This window comes from Bifidobacterium sp. wkB338 (assembly GCF_003688325.1).
Lineage (GTDB): Bacteria > Actinomycetota > Actinomycetes > Actinomycetales > Bifidobacteriaceae > Bombiscardovia > Bombiscardovia polysaccharolytica.
Window position 1 is genome coordinate 122447 of the sequence record NZ_NPOR01000013.1, and the last position, 19539, is coordinate 141985.

Genomic DNA, 19539 nt, shown 5'->3' on the forward strand with positions numbered 1-19539 from the left:
GACCCCTGGATGCAAGATTCCTTCCGCCTTCTAGAATATCAAATTTCGCCCGCCCCTAGGGGTAAGGAACCGTGCGGTTTGCCGTAGGCGCTCGTTTCTGACGCTGAGCAGACCTTGTTGCGATTGCATGTATGCAACTATCAGTGCAGTTGGGTAACTTGATCCCTGCGATGTCGAAGCGCGCCAATCAGCGCCAGGCCGAGAACGGCAGTGCCGACAGCCAGAGCTGCAGGAATGACTATATCTGAGCCGGAGTCGGCTAGTGATGGGGAATTCGAAGAGGACTTCGCTTGGTCATCAGAAGATTGGCTCCCTGGCACTGGTTTTTGGCTATTCCTGGTTTGATCCGGTTTGCTAGGTGCATGATCGGACTCGACCGGCTTGCTCGGTTCTACCGGCGGATTCGGCTTGTCATGCTCTCCGGAGTTGTTGGAGTTGCCGGAGTCGCCGGGGTTGCCAGAGTTGCCGGGGTTGCCGGTGTTACCAGGGTTGCCAGAGTTGCCGGTGTTGCTGGAGTCGCCGGTGTTGCCAGAGTCAGAGTTGCCGGAGTTGCCAGGGTCGTCGGGCTTGGCCGGCTTGGTCTGGTAGGTGTTGGTGAAGACCGCCGTGTCTACCTTGATGCCCTTGCTGTCAGTCCACTGCGCCTTGGCGGTACGATGTAACTCAGTTGCATCGGTTGTCAAAGTGATGGTCAGGATTGCATCGCTCTGATCATACGTCAGGCCAGGAATGGAGCCGGTTTCCTGGTGTATACGATACTTGTAGCTGCCATCGTGGGGCAAAGCATACACGTTGACGGGCACCTGGGTATTTTGCTTGTCGGCGTTTATGATGATTTGGCTGGGCAACGCTGTGGAGGGTGCGCCTTCCAGGGGCTCAACAGTTAATGTAAAGGAGTCTGTACTAAGCCAGTTCCTGCCTTGAATCCGTACTTTGACTCCGGCAGACACTTCATCGGTGTCCATTGTTCCCGTTAGGCCGCAGTTGTTGTAGTCCAGGGACTGGCTGGCTGCGTCCACCATGTCCTCGGCCTTCTGGAACCCAATATCGTTGATGACGGCGCCTTTCAGCGTTCCGTCCTCCAGCACGCCGCTGGCTGAAGAGTTTTCGCTCGGGCTGGCTCCGCTGGCCTTTTGGATTGTTGTAGTCAGGTGGGTCCAGTTCGTGTTCGGGGCGGGGTCGAAGCGCAGGTGGAATTTCCCTGCCGGTATATTGGTCAGTTCGTACTTGCCCTGGGGATCAGATTTTGTGCTCAGAACATCATGTGGGGTGACGACCGACTTGGCGGGCTCGTTGGTACCGTCCTTGATCAGGGTCACTTTGACATCTTTAAGCAGAATATCTTCCGAAGAGCGGACACCGTCCCCATTGACGTCGTACCATACGATGCCACTGATGGAACGTTGAACAACCATGGCCTGGGCAGGCATTTGGTTCAGTGCATTGCCCCAGCGATTCCGATAGAGGTCGCCGGGGGAGTTGTTTCCGGGGTTTATATGGAAAGTGATGTCATAGCGGAATTGGTTGGGCTGCCCATCAATGATGAAGGCCCAGGCGACCACGTTTCCAGGCATTTTCACTTCGCCGCTTGTTGGGTCAAAGTCAGCCTTGCTCCAAGAGAGGTAATCCTGGGATTGTATGGAACTCGTGTCATTCACCCGCCATCGAGAATCTGTGGTGTAGCGGATGGTGATTCCGCTCAGACCAGCCCCCGCCGAAGCTTTTATGCTCATATCGGCAAAAGTAGGTTCCCCGTGGAAGTCGGGTTTGCCGCTTGCCTGTTTGTAAGGCATGATGTCGATGGCATAGTGATGCTGCTTGCCACTGCCTGCGGTGCTGCTCAGCATGTTGGTGAAGCCGATTGGTGCACCGGCTTCATTGGTATCCCGTACGGCCGAAGTGGAAAGGCTGGTGGTGTTGGTCCGCCAAGCGTGGATGGTGAAGGAGTCGGCAGTCTTCAAGTATGTGTTGGGCTGGGACATATTCTGTTTTGACTGAACTGTGGCCGAGGTCATCAGATTTTCGTCGGGACCGATGTCTTTGCTGGGGTCAGTCAGGTCGCCCAGGGAGGTGGAGAAGTGGATGATGCGGTTGTTGCCGTCCACAGGGATGTTGGTCAGTGTCCAGGACAGAGTGGTGATTCCGGTTTCGGAGTCCGTGCTCACTGATGGCTCACAGGCGGTTCCGCCCTCTATGTGGCCCATTTCAGGCGTGGCTTCCGTATATGTGCCGCCCAATCGGGCGCTGCCGGGAATGTAGTGGAGCTTTGCTGGTAGTTTGTCGGTGATGTAGAGTTCGGTTTTGGCGCCCTTGTTGGCTTGGGAAGCTGAAGTGCCGGTGTTGATGGTTAGCCGCCAGTCAACGAACCGTTGATCGCTGTCTATGTCAAAATAGTCTTTGGGTTTGGAATTGGTGCTTGTTTGTGCTACGGCGTTGGAGATGGTGTTGGTTTCGCCGGCTACATAGAGGCTGTCCCCGTGTTCATTGCCGCCGGTGTCCCCGCCCAGGTAACCGTTTATTTGATCATAGCGGGCCTTGGTATAGCCTCCGACGGGGGTGGTTAAGACAGGAGATTTTATTTTGGCCAGATCGTATGGGTTCTGCTTCTCGGCCCAGTTCTCCCATTCCTGATCGCTGGAGTTCTCGGGGCTCAGCCCGGCCATAGCTGCTAATTGGCTGCGGGTGAAGGTGCGCGACACTGATGTCAGCTGGGCTACCGAACCTACTTTGGCGTCGGGGAGGACGTTGATCACAAATCCGCCGAAGCCGAATCGGGAATTCTCTTCGGCAAACCTGGAGGGCGCGGCGGTGCGCCCGCCCAGCAGCATGCCTACAACCGTGCCATGCTTCTTTGCTTCCTCCTGTGTGCTGTAGAAGTTCAGATTCTCTATGTCGGCATTGGCTTGCTCAGTGTCGTTTTTCCAGTCCTTCCCGTCGGGTTTGGTGGCGTACATGACCAGGTCCAGCAACGGGTTTTTATCGCTCGTTGTATCGTTGTATTTGCCGTTCTGCCAGATGCCATTGCCCCAGGGAAGATCCAAGCTGTCGGAGTCCGGCAGTCCAACTACCTTTGGGTCGATTTTGACCAAGGACATTCCCAGCAGAGGCAGATCGGCCTTGCTGGTTTTGAAGTTGAAGCCAGCCGTTACCCGCACTTTGGTCCCTGCGACTGCTGAGTCGGTCCCCCGTAGATTGTCAGGAGCGTTCCACCACCCGCAGTCCACGCCGTTATCAAAAAAGTTGGAAGCCGTCATGCAACTGTACTGAATGATGTTGCTGATGCCTGCCTTTGATGTTTCGGAGCCTAGCGTGAAGATGACGTTGTGCCACATGTCATCGGACTGGTCGGGTTGGTTTGACGTGTCCGTTGCGTCAGAGGCAAGGGGTAAAGACTGGTTTGATAGCGATTTCGCACCCAGGTTGCCGTCATTGACCTTGCTCTGCAGGCTGAGACCGGTCTGTCCATAGTAGTTGGCCACGTCCTTGCCTCCGACAGTGGAGGGGTTGAAGACATATAGGTAGCCAGTGGAGATTTCGGCTACTTCCTGTCGCGTGCAGTCAGTCGAGGCCAGGGCAGGGGTGCAGTTGGTGCCTGGCGCATGGGTATGCCCCAGGTATGGGAAGGGGTCGTTGGTTTTATAATCCTTCAACGTCAGGTCCAGCCTAAGGCCCTGGCTGCTGCGCTGTTCAGCCACGGTGTATTGACCATTGCCTTGGACCCGGTCCTTCCCGGCATCGCCACCCGTGGATCGGGCATAGCCATAGTTGCTGAAAGTGGGTTTCCAGCCCTGATCGCCGGTGTTGCGCCCGCTGTTGTTGAAGTCGCCATCGATGGTGCCGATGTCCCAGAAGTAGGGTTGCAGATCCTCTATTTTCGGGAAGGCATCTCCGCTGGCGGTCTGCCACAAATTGCTCAGCGACAGGGAGAAGGTTATGGGGCCAGTGGGAACCTCCAGACCCTTGAGACCCTTGGTTCGATCGGGCCAACGCATGTCAACGGCCCAGTTGAACTTGCTGATGATCCCCTTGCGCTTGCCCAGCTCATGGTTGGGGTAATTGCTGGCGGCTGGGGTGTTGAAATCGAAGGTTTGGTTGCCGGAGCCTTCATTGGTTCCGCCAGTGATTCGCAGGTTCAGATTGAGCTTGGCCGATACGGTGATCTCATCGGACGTGGCTGAAGCAGGATCGGTCTTGGTGGTGGCATCCGGAGCGCCCCAGGCCTGGATCTCTGGGGCGAATTTGCTGCCATTGGGCATGCTTCGGACCCGGAGGACCAGAGTGACGCTGGAGGATCCCGGAATGACGGTAGACATATTCTGCGTGGCAGCGAGCAGCCTGTAAACGGTAAGCACCTGTGTGGGCTGACCGTTGATGATCTCTGTAGTTTGCTTTGGCTCGTATCCCTGCGTATTGTCCACCCAGCCCATCGAAGCCACATCAAAGGTGACCTGATCCTCAGGCTGGCTCAGTTTGAATTGGAAGCCTATTCGGCCCCGGCGGTAACTGGTTGTCTCGCTGCGGGTATTTACGGCGAAAGAGTAGGTGTAGGACATCTTATCGAAAGTGCGCACTATGGCATTGTCCGCATCGTGGTCGTCGCCTGGGTTGTTGTCGCTGTCGAAAGGGGCCGTGCCAGTGGAGCGGGAGGCCTGGGACAGTGTGGTGACCACGGCGTCGTCGGTGTCCAGCGTGTCCTTGATTACCGATTTGGCGGTCGGCCTTCTGCTGGGTTGTATGGGCGTGGCCTGGTTCGGGGAAGTTGACTTCGATTTATGAGTGGTTTGGGCTGCTCCAGCCGTGGCAGCGTCTAACTTTGGAGTCGAGGTTTGGATCGACGTGGATGATGCCTGGTTTGTCACAGTCTGTTGTGCTTGCGTCGTTGCGGATGTTGATGTGGAAGCGGTGGTCTGTGCACCAGCCGTCTGCCCACCATCTGCTATAGCCATGGTGGGTATCAACATGGCCATAGCCATCAGGCCGGCCAGGACTTTTTCACTCAAATTACCCTTTGCCACGTTTCTCCTTTTGAGCGCCGACGACCGCCAGGGGCGTCGGGCCGGGCATCCCCTTCAGATCATCCGGTCGACTGTCTACGATGGTTCTCGAGTCATTCGATATTAGTTTTGTAGAGCTAGTATACAAAGTCTTTGGCTATGATTCCGATTGATATGCGCCTCCGGAGAAAAGGGCCAACCATGGACAAAACAGGGAGGTTCGCATGAGTGAACGGGATCATCATGAGCTCTCGGTTGCCGATTTTCCGGGTCACGGAATGCGCGAGCGGCTGGCCGTTTATGGGTTCTTCATCATCATGGGTATTGGTACATCGGCCTGGATTTCTCGACTGCCAACCGTCAAGGCCAGTCTCGGTCTGCAGCCTTCGGGCCTGGCTCTGATGACTATCCTGGGCGGATGCGGCGCTCTGGTCGGCATGCTAGTTTCGGGAGTGTTGACTGATCAGCTGGGCGTGCGCCGGGCCATGCTGCTGGCAGCCTCGATCTGGTGCCTGGGTATGGTGATCGCGGCCCTGGCCGTCACTTTGCGATCAGTGCCGGGGGTTATCTTGGGGCTGCTCTTCAATTCGGCGGGAATCAGCCTCTGGGGAACGGTCAACACTGTTGAGGCCGGCGCAGTGGAGCGATTCTCCTCCCGGTCCATAATGCCGCGCTTCCATGCCTCATATAGTCTGGGCATGTTTCTTGCCTTGGGTCTGGGCTCGCTCCTGTCTCATCTGGGCGTGCCCATAGGCGCGCATCTGGCGGTCAATGCACTGATCAGCCTAGCTCTGGTGGCCGCTTGCGTTCTGCTCTGCCCGGCTCGGCCTCTAGGGGACTACAAGGGCAACGCTGACGGCAAACGTTCGGACCGTCATGCTGATTCAGGACGATCATCCGCCTTCAGCAGGCAGTTGGCGGCCTGGGGTGATGCCTTGGTGCTCATCCTGGCCCTGATCAACGTGGCACTGGAGGCCAGCGAGGGTGCCGTCAATGACTGGAGTGGGATCGGTCTGGTCGATTCCTTCGGTGTCCCCGAGTCTCAAGCCGGTCTCGCTCCCACGATCTTCGCTGCAGCCATGATCGTGTCAAGGCTGCTGGGGACGCATCTGATTGAGCGGCTGGGGAATATGCGCTCGCTGGTCCTGACCCTGCTGGTCTCGGCTCTGGGCATCCTGGTCTATGCTCTTTCGCCCTCTTTCGTGCTCAGCCTCGTGGGCACTGGAATTTGGGGTGTCGGAGCAGCTCTGGGCGTACCCATCGTCACCACTCTGGCAACCAAGGATCCAGCCATGGCGGCTCAACGCGCTTCGGTCATCTCCACTGCTTACTACGGGGTCTCTTGGATCATTCCTCCGGCTATCGGATTTTTGGCCGACCACACAGGTGTCAGGCCGGCCCTGCTCCCCCTGGCGCTCTTGCTGGCGGCGGTCACCCTCCTGGTGCCCAAGGTGTCCAGACTCACTCGGGAATGATGCTCTTCGATTGGCGATGGGCACTCTTTGGGCAGATACTCGGATTCAAACAGCCCTTCCCCAATATTGCCGTACACGTCAGCGAATTTTATGGCCACAGCAGTCAGTCGGCACCGGCCCTGAGGATCGGCCTTAGGACAGATGGATGCCCTTCCCCGCCAGGTTCTCCAAGCACTCCTGCAGGTAGGCTGCATCATGCTCAGGATAGATGGGGTCCGTCAATGGCACTGCTGACAGATCCTTATAGGGCGGGCAATGTCTGCCGCGGTAAAGCGGATCATACCAGGCAGGATCAGGATGGTAGCCGCGCTCGCGCATCGTTGCCATGACCAGCAGATGAAATTGAAAGAGCTTGTATGGGCAGTGGCGGAAGACATAGTCAACAGTGGCGTGCCTTCTACCCCAGCCCAGGCCCCGCAGCGCGGTGATCTCCCGATGCTGACCCAACAGCTGTTGTCTGGGAAGCAGTCGAATCAGATCCTGATGCCACAGTCGCATGACGCCCCCTCGTTGGGGCCATAAATGAACCCCTCCTTCAGCCTAGCCACTTGCCTTACTGTAAAGCGGACTGGCAGAAGAAGGGGTTCCGGCAATTCCTTGCCGGAATAGCTCACTGGGCGATGAATCCACCGTCCACAACGAATTCGGCACCCAGCGCGAACTTGGATTCGTCACTGGCCAGATAGACGCAGATCTCGCCGATGTCTTGGGGCTCGCCGATGTGGCCCAGGGGGGTCAGCTTGCTCATCCTGTCCTCAAGGCTCTGGCTGATCAGAGGGGTCTTGATGAATCCGGGATGAACCGAGTTGATGCGAACACCATAGTTGTTGTTGGCGGAATCCAGGGCCGCGGACTTGGTCAGCAGCCTGGTGCCGCCCTTGCTGGCGTTGTAGGCTCCGGCTCCGCTCAGGCCTACGAAGCCCTCAATGGAGGAGATGTTAATAACGGATCCGCCACGGCCCTTCATGACCCGCATGCCGTGCTTGGTGCCAAGGAAGGTTCCGTTCAGATTGATGGCGATGACCTTTTTCCAGTCCTCGTAGCTTTCCTGGTCCATAGTGGCTCCGCTGCCGCCTATGCCGGCATTGTTTACCACGGTGGTCAGCTGACCCAACTCCTTTTCAACGGTGTCGATGGTGGAGACCCACTGGTCCTCATCCGTCACGTCCAAGGTGTGGAAGACGACCTGCCCGGGGTGCTTCTGCATGAAGCTGCGGGAAGCATCGCTTTCCTTGATATCGGTAAGGGCCACCTTGGCTCCCTCGCGGACGAAGCATTCGGCGATGCCTACGCCCATGCCACCGGTTCCTCCGGTGATGATGGCTACCTTACCTTGTAGTCGATCAGTCATATCCACTCCTTTATAGAGATGTGCTGTCATATTCCATCCTATGGGATGGCATGCCCACGGTGGTGACCGATGTACCGATTATCTTGGTTCCGCTAGTTCTCCGAAGTTGTCTATGAGGGGCTAAAAGTTCTGCAGGGGTTACAGTAAATTCCCCGCAGAAACAGTGCGCCTGTTCTGCTGACTGGGTATGTTCGGATGTCGAGCAGATGGCGGTAGAGCTCGTGATCCATAGGTCGGTCAAGACGGAGATTGGTGATGGTGACGAGCATCCGGTCATTGCTGTCCGGCCCTGCTTTCTTCCCGGCATACGATGGCTCTATAGCGGTGACGTGGCCCAAGTGGTAGCAGCTGCAGTCTGCCGCATCCTGTCAGCTCATGACGCAAGGTGGAATGTTGCGCAGGCTGCTGGTTGCAAGGTTCGGTCAGTTGGTTTGATTAGCTGACTTGTGCGTGCCCTTCAGTGGGATAATGCCCAGGAACAAGGCTGCAACCATGATCAGGATGCTCAGACCGAACATGATGATGTAGCCGTGGGGCAGGTCGGCGATGGCTCCCCAGAAGAGAGCCGCGAAGGCCGAAGCCAGGGAGCCCACCATCTGAATGCGGGCGTAAATGTTGGTGTAGTCATGCGAGCCGAAGACTGCCGTAACCAGAATGGGCGTCTGCACTGTAGTGCATGCGTAGACCAGGCCGAAGGCGAAGGCTCCCAGCAGGAGGAGCGCAGGTAATCCGGGGAAGGCGACCATGAGGCAGACGCCGAGAACGCCGCCGCCGATGCCCAGGCAGAGCCCGCCTACGATGCTGCCGTCGTTGACCATGCCCAGGATGACCTTGCCGATAGCCTGGCCGGCCATGCAGGAGGAAGCGATCAGGCCCGTGTAGGCCGCCATGGATGGCAGGGATGCCGCATAGGAGGGCAGGAACTGGTAGATGGTCTGATTCATGGTGATCAGGCCGCAGAAGAGTGCCAGCGCCCAGAAGGCAGGGGAACGCAAGGCCTGGGAAGCGGTCATGCCAACAGTCGACGTGACAGGCTCTGGACTCTTTACGTCTTTACTTCCGGTGTTTGGGCTGTTGGACGCAGCCTCAGCTGCAGCAGGCTCCTGGTCGGTGGCGCCATAAGGGAGCAAACCTATCTGCTCGGGCGTGCCGCGAATGACGAAGATGGTGAAAGGCAGGGTGACCACCAGAATCAGAATGGCAAAGACCAGGTATCCCCGCCGCCATCCGTCAGGGGCGGATCTGATGATCATGGTGCCTATCTGGTTGAAGATCACGCCGCCTATGCCGGTGAAGGCCATGCACAGGCCGATGAAGAACCCGACCCTTTTGCGGAACCAGGCGTTGATGAGTGTGGGCACTGACAGATAGAGGATGGGTGGCATGCCGATTCCCAGAACCACTCCGCATAGGTAAAACTGCCACATGGCGGATGATCGGGACATGCCAAGGCAACCGAGTCCGGCAAGAATGGTGCTCGCCGTCAGGACGATGCGCAGATCATAGCGGTGCATCAACCATCCTGCCACCGGCAGGAAGATGACCATGGTGACGCTGAATATGCTGAAATACCCCGTAAATGCAGCCTTAGGAACATGAAAGTAGTTGCTGACAGGAGTGAAGAAGATACCGGCGCAACTGCATACAAGCGATACGGGGATGGCCGTGAAGACAATGCCCGACAGCACGATCAGGTAGGGATAAACAGTCTGTTTTCGTGATGAGGGCTGTGTCGGTGTGGTCGACATGACTGCGACCTTCCTCTTAGGGGATCGTGGCTAGCCAACTGATGCTTGGTTTGTATGCTCCCATCGATCTGTGGCTCGTCTGCTCTGAATGTCCACTATGGGAAATTCAAGGACTAATCATAGTTCAATATTTAACCCTCACCTATCGTTACAATGCAGATTACGACGATGCAGATTAAGTAGTTTTGCGACACTGCCGTTTTACCTCTTGCAATGGGGCGATCGAGCCCACTTTTGGCTGGCAGCCGCATTTCTTCGTAGATTACTGCGTCGATTTTCCATATGCCCATGCCGGTGCCGTCCTGACTGATTTGCCCTTCTCAAAAGATTCAGCCCTGTACCACGCATCTGGTCACAGTTGTCGATGTGGACCTGGTTGTAGTAAAGACTTGCACCTCCAGCGACTCGAGGTTGTACCATCAGGCCGACTGAACAACTAGGAAAGGCGGGACTATGACAGTTGCAGATAAGACAGTGCTGATCACCGGAGCTTCGTCGGGCATCGGGGAAGCCACAGCGAGGCTGTTGGCGCAGCGAGGGGCCAAGGTGGTGCTGGGCGCTCGCCGCAAGGATCGGCTGGATACAATCGTCGACGACATCGTTCAGGCGGGTGGCCAGGCGGCCTCCATGGCTCTGGACGTTACTGATAGGCAGGCTAATGAGGACTTTGTGGCTTTCGCCAAGAAGCAGTTCGGCGGAGTGGACGTGGTGTTCCTCAACGCCGGGCTCATGCCTAACTCTCCCTTGTCGGCTCTGCATGTGGACGAGTGGGATCGGACTATTGACGTTAACCTCAAAGGCGCACTGTACGGCATTGCTGCGGCCCTGCCGGAGTTCATCGGGCAGCGTCACGGGCAGTTCATCGCCACCTCTTCGGTGGCTGGGCTCAAGGCCTATCCGGAAGGAGCAGTCTATGGGGCGACCAAATGGGGTCTGCGTGATCTGATGGAAGTGCTCAGGATGGAGTCTGCCCAGGAGGGGACCCATATTCGCACCTCTACCATTTACCCGGCAGCTATTCGAACCGAGTTGCTGGACACCATCACAGACCAGCAGACCCTGGCTGATATGAACAAGACCTACGACAGCTATCAGATCGATCCCGAACGGGTGGCTCAGGTGGTGGCCTTTGCCATTGATCAGCCTGAGGATACCAATGTGTCGGAATTCACCGTAGGCCCCACCATTCAGCCCTGGTGAATTCCTCCGCCGCTGCCTTTAGTCGCCACTGGAGGAAAGAAGACGAATGCCGGCTTGTGCCATGGCCTTTCGAGCCTCAACGCCCTGATCCTCGCTGACCGGGACAGTCAGATCCTCGAAGACCGTGACCTGGTAACCCAGCTTTGCGGCATCCAAGGCCGTCTCCTTGACGCAATGGGATTCGGCGATGCCGACTACATCCACCTGGTCGACTCCTGCTTGCGCCAGTGCGTCGGCCAAGGTGACTCCAGATGACTTGGCGGCAGCGAATTCCTCCCTGCTCTGGATCCGATCAGTGTTGTCTTCGATGCCTTCGAATCCGGAGTAGGCGGCAGAATATTGGCCCTTTTTGAAGTGATGGGTGATGCTCAGCTCCCGAATACTGTGATGAAGCTCCGCCCCGGACGATCCGGCCACGCCGTGCTTGGGCCAGGTATCCACAAAATCCGGGTGATCGGACCAATGGGATCCGGGTTCGATGTGCCAATCCTGGGTGGTGGCCATGTAGGCATAGTCCTTGGCGTGGTCGTGGACATAGTCGGCGATTTTGTCGGCTGTGGCGTTGCCTCCATCGACTCCCAGTTCACCTCCTTCGCAGAAGGTCGGTTGAACATCCACGACGATCAAAGCCTTGGACATAGTAATCACTCCCTTGGTCGATGCTGACGGTAGGCAGAGAAAATACCAGTTGATGTTCCTTGAGCATTCCTCTTAGGTATCAGTCTAATTCTCGCTGATGCGTCGGTCCTTCTGCATTAGTGCATGTGGACAAATATGGCGGCGAATCAGCACCTTGTGGACAAGAAAGGGGGTAGCAAGGGTGATTAACCGTGGCTGTGTAAGGCGGATCCATGCGGTCTTTTGAGGTGTTTGCTTGGTAGCATAAGTGCCAGGATTGTACGGAGTTATGGTCGGTGCTTCCGGGCCTGCCTCTTCCGTGCGACGACGGAGTGAGCATTGTTCAAAGGTAGGGGATACGGGTATGAGGATCAATGAGTTTGGGCAACCTATTGGAGATGCGATTTCGTTTGTCGGGGCCATGGTGCCGGAGCCCGTCAAGTTGACTGGCAGAACCGTTCTGGTGGTGCCCTTGGGCGAAAACCAAGGTGATGCCTTTTATGAGCGGATTTTCGGTCCAGAATGCGACCAATCCATCATGACCTATAGCACTCACGACCTCTATCCTGATAGACCAGCATTCGACTCAGGATTCGCATCTATGATTGCAAGCCGGGATCCTCTCTTCTTTGCTATTCTCCGCAATCCGTCTGTGCCTGACCTTGGTGTCGGTCAGTCTGCAGGTGGGAAGGATGAGGATATACACGGGCATGTCAAGCTTCATGATTCGTCGGATCTGTTGGGCATGTATGCCTTGCATCGGATAAGGCCTGACATGGGAAGCGTCGAGATGGGCCACGTTATCTATACCAGGGAGTTGCAGAGAAGCAGGCAGGCTACCGAGGCCCAATATCTGATGGCTCGGCATGTCTTCGAGGACTTGGGCTATCGCCGATATGAGTGGAAGTGCGACAGCCTCAACGCGCCCTCACGGTCGGCGGCGCTGAGGCTGGGGTTCAAGGCTGAAGGCCGGTTCAGAAACGACATGGTCTACAAGGGTCGGACTCGGGATACGGATTGGTTTTCCATATTGGATAGTGAATGGCCAACAGTGAAAGAGCGGTTGGAGACCTGGCTGGATGATGACAATTTCGATCAGGATGGCAGGCAGAAGCGCCGTCTGCAGGATTGCTGAACTATTGCTGTTGCACTGCTGCATCCTTGATAAGGCCAAAATAGGCATTCATGGCTTGGGCTGTGGGAGTGTCATTTCGACGCATCAGTGCAAGCGGAGTCCCTTCAAACAGCACCTTGCCACCCGCGCTCCCGGCTCCTGGGCCCATATCAATCACCCAGTCGGCCTGACCGATGAAGCGCAGGTTATGTTCTATGGCGATGATAGTGAGTCCTTTGTTTGCGATGAGTTTACGCAGCAGCGCAATCTGCTGCAGGATATTGGATTCGTGCAGGCCACTGGTAGGCTCATCCAAAATCAGGGTTTCATGAATCCCATCCTTGAGCAGCTTGGCCAGCTTGAGACGTTGCAACTCACCGCCCGAGAGCGTATCGAGGGCCTGTCCAACGGATAGGTAAGACAGGCCGACATCCTCCAGGGCCTTCATAGCTGGCCCCAGCACCGTACGATATTGGTGCATAGCCTCGCTGGCAGTCAGTTTCAGCGCTTGGGCGATGCTGTGACCATGATATTTGGCAGACAGGGACTGTGCTGAATATCTGGTTCCATGGCAGCTTTCGCAGACAGTGCTGGCATCGCCCATGTAGGCAATATCAAGAGTGACAATTCCCTTGCCCTTGCAAACAGGGCAGGCTCCGGCAGCGTTGAATGAGAAGAGTGACGGGGATTCACCTGTGGCCTTGGCGAAGGCCTTGCGCAGCGGGTCGAAAACGCCCAAGTAGGTCAACAGGTTGGAGCGCCCACTGGCCTTGATCGGCTTCTGATCCAGGAGTATGGCATCATGCTGAGCCATGAAGCCTGCCTTGATCAGGGTGCTTTTGCCTGATCCGGCCACACCGGTCACCACAGTCAGCATATGCCTGGGTATCTTGGCGTGGGCTTCTCTGACGTTGTGGGCAGTGACCTTGTCTATCGCGTAGAAGCCATGCGATGGTGCCGCCGGGTCGTTCACGGTGCCTGGATTTGATAGGGCTTTGCCCGTGGCTGTGTCGCTTTCCAGCAGAGACTGATAGCTCCCTTCGAAGACGATCCGTCCTCCTTCTCTGCCTGCTCCTGGCCCCATGTCGACGATATGGTCTGCAATAGCGATGAGCTCGGGGTCATGATCCACGATTACCACCGTATTGCCCTTGTCCCGTAAGCCCTTGAAGATTTTCTTGATCCCGGTCAGGTCATGGGGATGTAGCCCAACACTTGGTTCGTCAAAGATGTAGAGAACGTTATTCAAGGGGCTGTTCAGGCAGTTGGCGATTTTCAGACGCTGTGCCTCTCCTCCGGAAAGCGTAGATGTGCCACGCTGTAGACTCAGGTAACCCAGACCAACCGTTATCAGGTTAGCTATCTTGCGCTTTAGGTCCTGCAGAATGGTCTCGGTCTGATCGTCATGAATCTTCCCCAGCCAGTCCTGCAGGTCAGCAACGCTCATGGCGGAGCAGTCAGCTATGTTCAGTCCCTCGATCTTGGCTGACCGCACCTTGGCGTTGACCCTGGCCCCTTGGCAGTCGGGGCACTGGGTGATTCGCGTAACCTCCTCCAGCTCATGCTGGTACTTGTCACCGTTCTGGTTGATGAAGGTCTTGGTGATCCGAGGCACCAACCCCTCATACATGGCCGTCTTGTGCCAGTTGGCGTCAGGATGTGCTGGTTTTTGCTTTTTGCCATATAGCAGGAAGTCGAGGTCGCTGCTGGTCCACTCCCGCAGGGGCAGATCGTTGTCAAAGTAGCCTGAATCCGTATACCTGGTCAGTCTCCAACCGCCCGGCTGGAAGGTGGGGAAGTTGATGGCTCCTTGGTTCAGCGAGAGATCCATGTTGAGCAGGTGATCCAGCACTAGACTGCGCACAGTTCCCAGGCCCTGACAGGTCGGACACATCCCCGCAGGATTGTTGAAGGAATACGTCATGGAGTACCCGATGAAGGGCTGGGCAGTACGGGAGAAGAGCAGGCGCAGGGCGGTGTAGATATCGGTGTAGGTACCTACAGTTGAGCGGGCATTGCCTGAGAGCTGCTTCTGGGTGACGACAATGGAGAAGGGCAGGTTGTCGATCCGGGCGACTTCAGCAGGCTCATACTTGGGCAGAAGCTGCTGAATGTAGGAACTGTAACTGCGGTTGATCATGCGCTGTGACTCGGCTGCCAGTGTGGAAAACACGAGAGACGACTTTCCTGAACCCGACAGGCCGGTGACCACGGTGATGTCCCGCTTGGGTATGGACAGCGAGACCTGCTTGAGGTTGTGTGTGGAGGCCCGATCAATAAGGATCGATTCTGTCCTCATTGGGTGACCCGCTCCTGGCGCAGCTTGGCAATGAGTCTGTTGGCAAGAGCGGTGAATTCTTCCTGCTCGTCTTCGGACCAGACCTGTCGGGCATCCTCCTCGAGGGTCTTATGCTGTTGATCAATGATGCTGAGCATGTCTCGGCCATCCTGGGTCAGGCTGGTCTCCAGCTCTCGCCGGTCACGAGTATCGGGCGTCTGCCTGATGTATCCGAGATCGCGCAGCGTACTCAGGTTCTTGGAAACCTTGGATCGGCTCATGCCGAGTCGTTGGCCAATCTGTGAGGGCGTGGACGCTCCTGTGCGCAGAATGGTGAGGATGTCGAACTGTTGCCAGGTGATGTTTCCCGGGTTGACCCTGTTGCGCTCTGCTACGAATTCGCACTGCAGATACATGAGAGCGTTATAAAGGGAAGAGGATTTATTTGATTTCATAATGGAAATTATATCATATTGGAAATTATCTATTGCTCAGGTAGTTACCTGTGCCCCGGCTTCGTGCTTGTCTGACTGTATCGGACCGGTGAAGTCAGGTCGCTGGAGGATTAATATTTGCCTTGTTTTGTTGCAATTTAGCAAGATGTTTCATCGACCGCTCAGCCGGACCTTTTGGTGCTAAGGACCTCTTCCCTGTAGCCATTGTTGCTTGCAAGGGCTCATGCATGAAAATAGGCGTGCACCTGCCTGGTAGATTCCTTGATGCGGTTCGGCGATTCTCCATATCGGTCGTCCAAAGGTGAGGGAAGCGTACTGATTAAAGGTCTGTGATTTGTTGACAGCAGTAGTGAAATGAGGTATCGACTTATCGGCATATCAGTATTGCTTAGCTAGTCGGCTATGAAGTACGACGATCCTGATACCTAGGTTCTACATAAGCCTGCATGTTTACAGGTCGGAGAGGCTGAGCCATGGCTCTTTTGCTCGAGTTTCCATGTATCAAGAACATTGTTGGGCGAGTGTTTGTATTTCCTTGATTTGACAGCATGTCTTTCTTCGCTAATAATGTAGCATGCTACATTTTAGAGAGGCGGTATCTTTTGGAGCTCTCGGAGAAGCGGCCAGAGGGGCTGGTCAAAATAGCCAACACCCTGCTGGAAAAGCACATGAATGAGTGTGTGCGGAACATCTTTCCCAATCTGACTGGTCCCCAATTCGTCATGGTCTATTACCTGTATGAGCATGATGGCCTGGAGGTGACGCAGAAGACGGTGGGCGACAGGTTCCGTTTGAGCCATCCCACGGTTCGGGGAGTTGTCAAACGGCTGGTCAAGGCAGGATGGCTGACGGCAAAGCCACAGACTGATGACCGACGTCAGATGGTTCTTGAGCTTACCGGACATGCACGCAAGGAGCTGAACGCCCATCAGGTCGAGATCCGGCATGCATTGGAGGCCACGGGCAAGCTTGCCTTGAAAGGGTTCGATGAGCAGGAGAGCAGACGGCTGGTCAGCTACCTGGAACGGATCATTAGAAATATGGAATCCTGACCTGCTTCTAGTAGGATCACGCAGGCTTCGGACCGAGCCGGTGAAGAACGGAGAGGATGCGGCATGTATAAGGATGGCAGCAAAGGGGAGCGTGGCCAAGGCGGAGGTGGGGAAAATCGCACTGCAATGATGGGCACGCTTCTGGCTGGAGCATTCCTTGCTTTGATGGCAGAGACCTTCCTTAACAATGCTCTTCCCACCATTATGGCGGAGTTCCATGTTTCCCAAGCCACCGCTCAGTGGCTGAGTACCGCCTATCTGCTGGTGGTGGGGCTGATGATCCCTGTTTCAGCCTGGGTGTTTTCCAACTTTCGGTCAAGGCACACTTTCATCGCTATGATGGTGACCTTTCTGGCGGGCTCCCTTGTCTGTATTTTTTCTGGAGGACATTTTGTCCTGCTGCTGATCGGCAGAATCATTCAGGCCTTGGCCGCAGGGTCGCTGATGCCTTTTATTCAGAACGTGGTGCTGTTGCTTTTCCCTCCGGATAGGCGCGGCGTAGCCCTAGGCGTGGTGGGCCTGGTGGTGGCTTTGGGCCCCACGGTGGGACCCACGCTCTCCGGGTTTATTCTGGAGCACTGGTCCTGGAGGGCTCTGTTCGTTCTGCTTGCTGCCTTGAGCGCCGCGATCCTGGGGGCATCGTTCTTCTTGGTCTACACGGTCAACGACCAGGTGAGAACCCGTCTGGACGTGCTTTCCGTAATATATTCCTGCTTGGGCTTTGGGCTTCTGCTTTATGCGCTATCCGCTATTGGTGCCGAGGGGGGCGCATCGGCATTTGACCTGGGATTGCTTCTGGCTGGCTTGCTGGTGGTGGTCCTGTTCTGTCGGCGTCAGTTGCACGTGGAGTCCCCGTTGGTGAATTTGCGAGTCTTCATGAACGCTACCTTCAACCTGACCAGCCTGCTGAGCACCCTGAGCAACATCGCCATGGTCGGTGTGGAGCTGGTCCTTCCTCTCTATTTGCAGAACACGCGTGGATCAAGCGCGCTCACCTCTGGTCTGGTCATGTTGCCGGGAGCCATTGTCATGGGCATATTCAACCCTCTCTCCGGAATGATCTACCAAAGAATCGGGGCGAGGAATATTTCCCTTTTGGGGTACATGGTGCTGCTGGCTGGCACCTTGCCGATGATATGGTTTGACACCGCCACCAGTCTGATCTTGATCGCCGGCTGTTATGCCTTGCGCCTGGTCGGGGTGGCGCTGGTGATGATGACCACCTTCACCGAGGGCATTAACGCCCTGCCGCTGGAACTTGCGGCTCATGGCAACGCGGCTGCCTCGACTGTCCGCCAGGTGGGCGGCTCGCTGGGTACGGCCGCAGCCATGATGATTGTCACCATCGGCGCTCAGCGCGGCAGTCTCAGCGGAGCCACGCCAGCCCAGGCTCTCGACCAGGGCTACCAATCGGCCTTCATCTTCCTTATGCTCGTAGCCCTAATCGGCCTGTGTGCCTCGCTTTTCCTTAAGCGGCATAAAACTGAGAATGAGTAAGAAAGATATCTTTTCGCTTTCAAAGCAGGGGCCATTGCTGACAGCGATTGGTTCATAATGCCAACGAGCAGAGGGATACATGCATGGGTCATAATTTGATACTTGAAACTGTCGGAAACGCCAACTGCATAAGGCGAGCAGGATTCTAGATTGGCAAAGTGAACCTTCGCTGCCGGTCGATACAAGGATTGAGAAATTTATTGCATGCCCTAGATACCCATGCATAAGCGACGATGATAATAGAGAAATTACCTTATCCAGCATTTACAGCCTTTCTTATCCAAACTGCTTCCCGAGCGCAGGCCAACACCAGCCGGGAAAGCTCTAGCCATAGGAGATACTGGAATCCATCGAGCTAGACAATGTTGCGGACGCAGAAAACGACTATCGTGCAGGACGAAGCCAGAAATTCGACAAGGACGAGAAAAGCGCTGGTTGACTGTTTGCGGGCACTCCATTTGCTGTTTTATTCTGGCTATTATTGCTTTGTTCCTGTGCGCACTGTGGAAGGAGAGGGACGGATGACAAGGGAGTTGGAGCTTTCGCCACGGCACGCCAGCGAGTTGGTTTCTGTTGAGTATTCGTTGGAGCTTGCGAACGACAAAGGTATAGAGGCTGGAATTAGCGTTGCTAAAGCGACCGGAGATTTTGGTGATGGAATCTACGTGGAATCCATTGAAGAAGATGCTGCATCTGACCATGTGCAAGATGACGCGCAGCTTGATTACAAGATAGCTGCAGCTTGTGGAGTGGTTGCTGGTTTATGCGATTCGATTTTTGTTGGCAAGTTCTCTCTGGATAGGGCGAACGAGTGGGGCTCGGAGAAAGTCAATGAATTCGTGGTTTGGGTGGCAAAGCAGCATTCTGGTTTTAAAGGAGAGTCCCTGCGTGATGCCATTCAATTCCTAGAAGATGAATATCCTTTTGTTGGCGATAAGTACACAGCCGAATTTGGCGGCGGTTTGCAACATCATCTCAGGGACTTTTCTCACCACTTCTCCCTTGAAGGATTGGTGTTCTCGATACTCACTCAATTTACCGGAAAGGTATACGGCACCAATCAGTACGGAGATTTCATTGCAATCCCGGTGGAAGAACAATGGTTTAAGGAAGGACTGATCGGTGATAATTTCTGCGAAAGGCTGTTCTTAGGCACAGTGCGGTGGTTCTTGCACATGGCGTCAGACATGGCAGGGTCAAGTTCGAATCCCGGTCAGGGCACGGGGATACCTGGACCTTTGCTCTCTATTATTAAGGAATTGTCCGCCTTGCCCGTGTTTGAAAATGCCATGGATTCTGGCATGGGGGCACGCAAATTCATTTCCAAGATGTTCAATGGGACCTTATTTGCACAAGTGGATGATGAAGGTCGTAAAGTGCCTCGTAGGTTTAACCTGCGAACTGAAATCGGAATCGTGCATGAACTGGGGCGCCAGGCGCTTCCAGTGTTGCTGAATGAATGCTTGACGCGGGGCTGCTATTTTCTTCATCATTTTTATCTGGAGATGAAAGATAATGAGGTCCGCTCTTTGTCCGATTTGACGCAGCTGGACATGGACCGAATTCTTCCATTCAATAATTCCAGAGTCGTTCGCATGGTATCCATTGCCTCGGCCACTTTTACTGCGGTGGATCTGGCGGATGCTGCTATTCGGGCTGCATTGGTCGGGTTTACGAAAGGCAAGGTGCTTGCCGGCAAGGAGTTCTTGCTGAGAGTCAACTACGTAGGTGTGACTCGTCTTGTTTTCGCAATAGGC

General features: G+C 55.5%; 12 protein-coding genes and 1 pseudogene. 6 read left to right on the top strand and 7 right to left on the bottom strand.

What is annotated here, in order from left to right:
• Positions 1-140 precede the first annotated feature (140 nt).
• Complete coding sequence (locus tag CI603_RS03545) at positions 141-5015, bottom strand: Spy0128 family protein (protein ID WP_121913063.1); 4875 nt, start codon at positions 5013-5015, stop codon at positions 141-143.
• 203 nt (positions 5016-5218) lie between these two features.
• Between CI603_RS03545 and CI603_RS03550 the strand changes: the two genes are divergently transcribed.
• Positions 5219-6469, top strand: a complete 1251-nt coding sequence (locus CI603_RS03550; RefSeq protein WP_121913064.1) for an MFS transporter — start codon at positions 5219-5221, stop codon at positions 6467-6469.
• Positions 6470-6601: 132 nt separating this feature from the next.
• On the opposite strand, the gene CI603_RS03555 is transcribed toward CI603_RS03550, so the two are convergent.
• From CI603_RS03555 to CI603_RS03565, 3 genes are all read right to left on the bottom strand, one after another.
• Positions 6602-6967, bottom strand: a complete 366-nt coding sequence (locus CI603_RS03555; protein WP_121913065.1) for a TIGR02328 family protein — start codon at positions 6965-6967, stop codon at positions 6602-6604.
• Positions 6968-7079: 112 nt separating this feature from the next.
• The gene (locus tag CI603_RS03560) at positions 7080-7820 is read right to left on the bottom strand and encodes an SDR family oxidoreductase (RefSeq protein WP_121913066.1); all 741 of its coding nucleotides are present in this window, start codon (positions 7818-7820) and stop codon (positions 7080-7082) included.
• A gap of 422 nt (positions 7821-8242) precedes the next feature.
• Positions 8243-9568, bottom strand: a complete 1326-nt coding sequence (locus CI603_RS03565; protein ID WP_121913067.1) for an MFS transporter — start codon at positions 9566-9568, stop codon at positions 8243-8245.
• A gap of 453 nt (positions 9569-10021) precedes the next feature.
• Between CI603_RS03565 and CI603_RS03570 the strand changes: the two genes are divergently transcribed.
• A complete protein-coding gene (locus tag CI603_RS03570; protein ID WP_121913068.1) occupies positions 10022-10768 on the top strand; it encodes an SDR family oxidoreductase in 747 nt (248 codons plus the stop codon).
• An 18-nt stretch (positions 10769-10786) separates the two neighbouring features.
• Here CI603_RS03570 and CI603_RS03575 read toward each other — a convergent pair whose 3' ends face one another.
• Positions 10787-11407 carry an isochorismatase family protein gene (locus CI603_RS03575; RefSeq protein WP_121913069.1) on the bottom strand — a complete coding sequence of 207 codons (621 nt, stop codon included), beginning with the start codon at positions 11405-11407 and terminating at the stop codon, positions 10787-10789.
• A gap of 343 nt (positions 11408-11750) precedes the next feature.
• On the opposite strand from CI603_RS03575, the gene CI603_RS03580 reads away from it, so the two are divergent.
• Entirely contained in the window at positions 11751-12521 is a 771-nt protein-coding gene (locus tag CI603_RS03580; RefSeq protein WP_121913070.1) for a GNAT family N-acetyltransferase, read from the top strand.
• A gap of 1 nt (position 12522) precedes the next feature.
• On the opposite strand, the gene CI603_RS03585 is transcribed toward CI603_RS03580, so the two are convergent.
• Both CI603_RS03585 and CI603_RS03590 read right to left on the bottom strand, forming a co-directional pair.
• Positions 12523-14799: an ATP-binding cassette domain-containing protein gene (locus CI603_RS03585; protein WP_121913071.1), complete on the bottom strand. Its 2277-nt coding sequence runs from the start codon at positions 14797-14799 to the stop codon at positions 12523-12525.
• Positions 14796-15233: a MarR family winged helix-turn-helix transcriptional regulator gene (locus CI603_RS03590; protein WP_121913072.1), complete on the bottom strand. Its 438-nt coding sequence runs from the start codon at positions 15231-15233 to the stop codon at positions 14796-14798. The genes CI603_RS03585 and CI603_RS03590 overlap by 4 nt, the downstream gene beginning before the upstream one ends.
• A gap of 602 nt (positions 15234-15835) precedes the next feature.
• Here CI603_RS03590 and CI603_RS03595 point away from each other — a divergent pair.
• From CI603_RS03595 to CI603_RS03605, 3 genes and pseudogenes are all read left to right on the top strand, one after another.
• Positions 15836-16285, top strand: coding sequence for a MarR family winged helix-turn-helix transcriptional regulator (locus tag CI603_RS03595; RefSeq protein ID WP_183122228.1), 450 nt, complete (start codon positions 15836-15838; stop codon positions 16283-16285).
• A gap of 63 nt (positions 16286-16348) precedes the next feature.
• Positions 16349-17782: a DHA2 family efflux MFS transporter permease subunit gene (locus CI603_RS03600; protein ID WP_121913074.1), complete on the top strand. Its 1434-nt coding sequence runs from the start codon at positions 16349-16351 to the stop codon at positions 17780-17782.
• 521 nt (positions 17783-18303) lie between these two features.
• Positions 18304-19539, top strand: a pseudogene (locus tag CI603_RS03605) (hypothetical protein); the annotation flags it as partial.

Coding starts and splice junctions, on each gene's coding strand:
- CI603_RS03585 (WP_121913071.1), bottom strand. CDS start 14,799: ATGAGGACAGAATCGATCCTTATTGATCGGGCCTCCACACACAACCTC.
- CI603_RS03555 (WP_121913065.1), bottom strand. CDS start 6,967: ATGCGACTGTGGCATCAGGATCTGATTCGACTGCTTCCCAGACAACAG.
- CI603_RS03590 (WP_121913072.1), bottom strand. CDS start 15,233: ATGAAATCAAATAAATCCTCTTCCCTTTATAACGCTCTCATGTATCTG.
- CI603_RS03600 (WP_121913074.1), top strand. CDS start 16,349: ATGTATAAGGATGGCAGCAAAGGGGAGCGTGGCCAAGGCGGAGGTGGG.
- CI603_RS03560 (WP_121913066.1), bottom strand. CDS start 7,820: ATGACTGATCGACTACAAGGTAAGGTAGCCATCATCACCGGAGGAACC.
- CI603_RS03550 (WP_121913064.1), top strand. CDS start 5,219: ATGAGTGAACGGGATCATCATGAGCTCTCGGTTGCCGATTTTCCGGGT.
- CI603_RS03570 (WP_121913068.1), top strand. CDS start 10,022: ATGACAGTTGCAGATAAGACAGTGCTGATCACCGGAGCTTCGTCGGGC.
- CI603_RS03580 (WP_121913070.1), top strand. CDS start 11,751: ATGAGGATCAATGAGTTTGGGCAACCTATTGGAGATGCGATTTCGTTT.
- CI603_RS03565 (WP_121913067.1), bottom strand. CDS start 9,568: ATGTCGACCACACCGACACAGCCCTCATCACGAAAACAGACTGTTTAT.
- CI603_RS03575 (WP_121913069.1), bottom strand. CDS start 11,407: ATGTCCAAGGCTTTGATCGTCGTGGATGTTCAACCGACCTTCTGCGAA.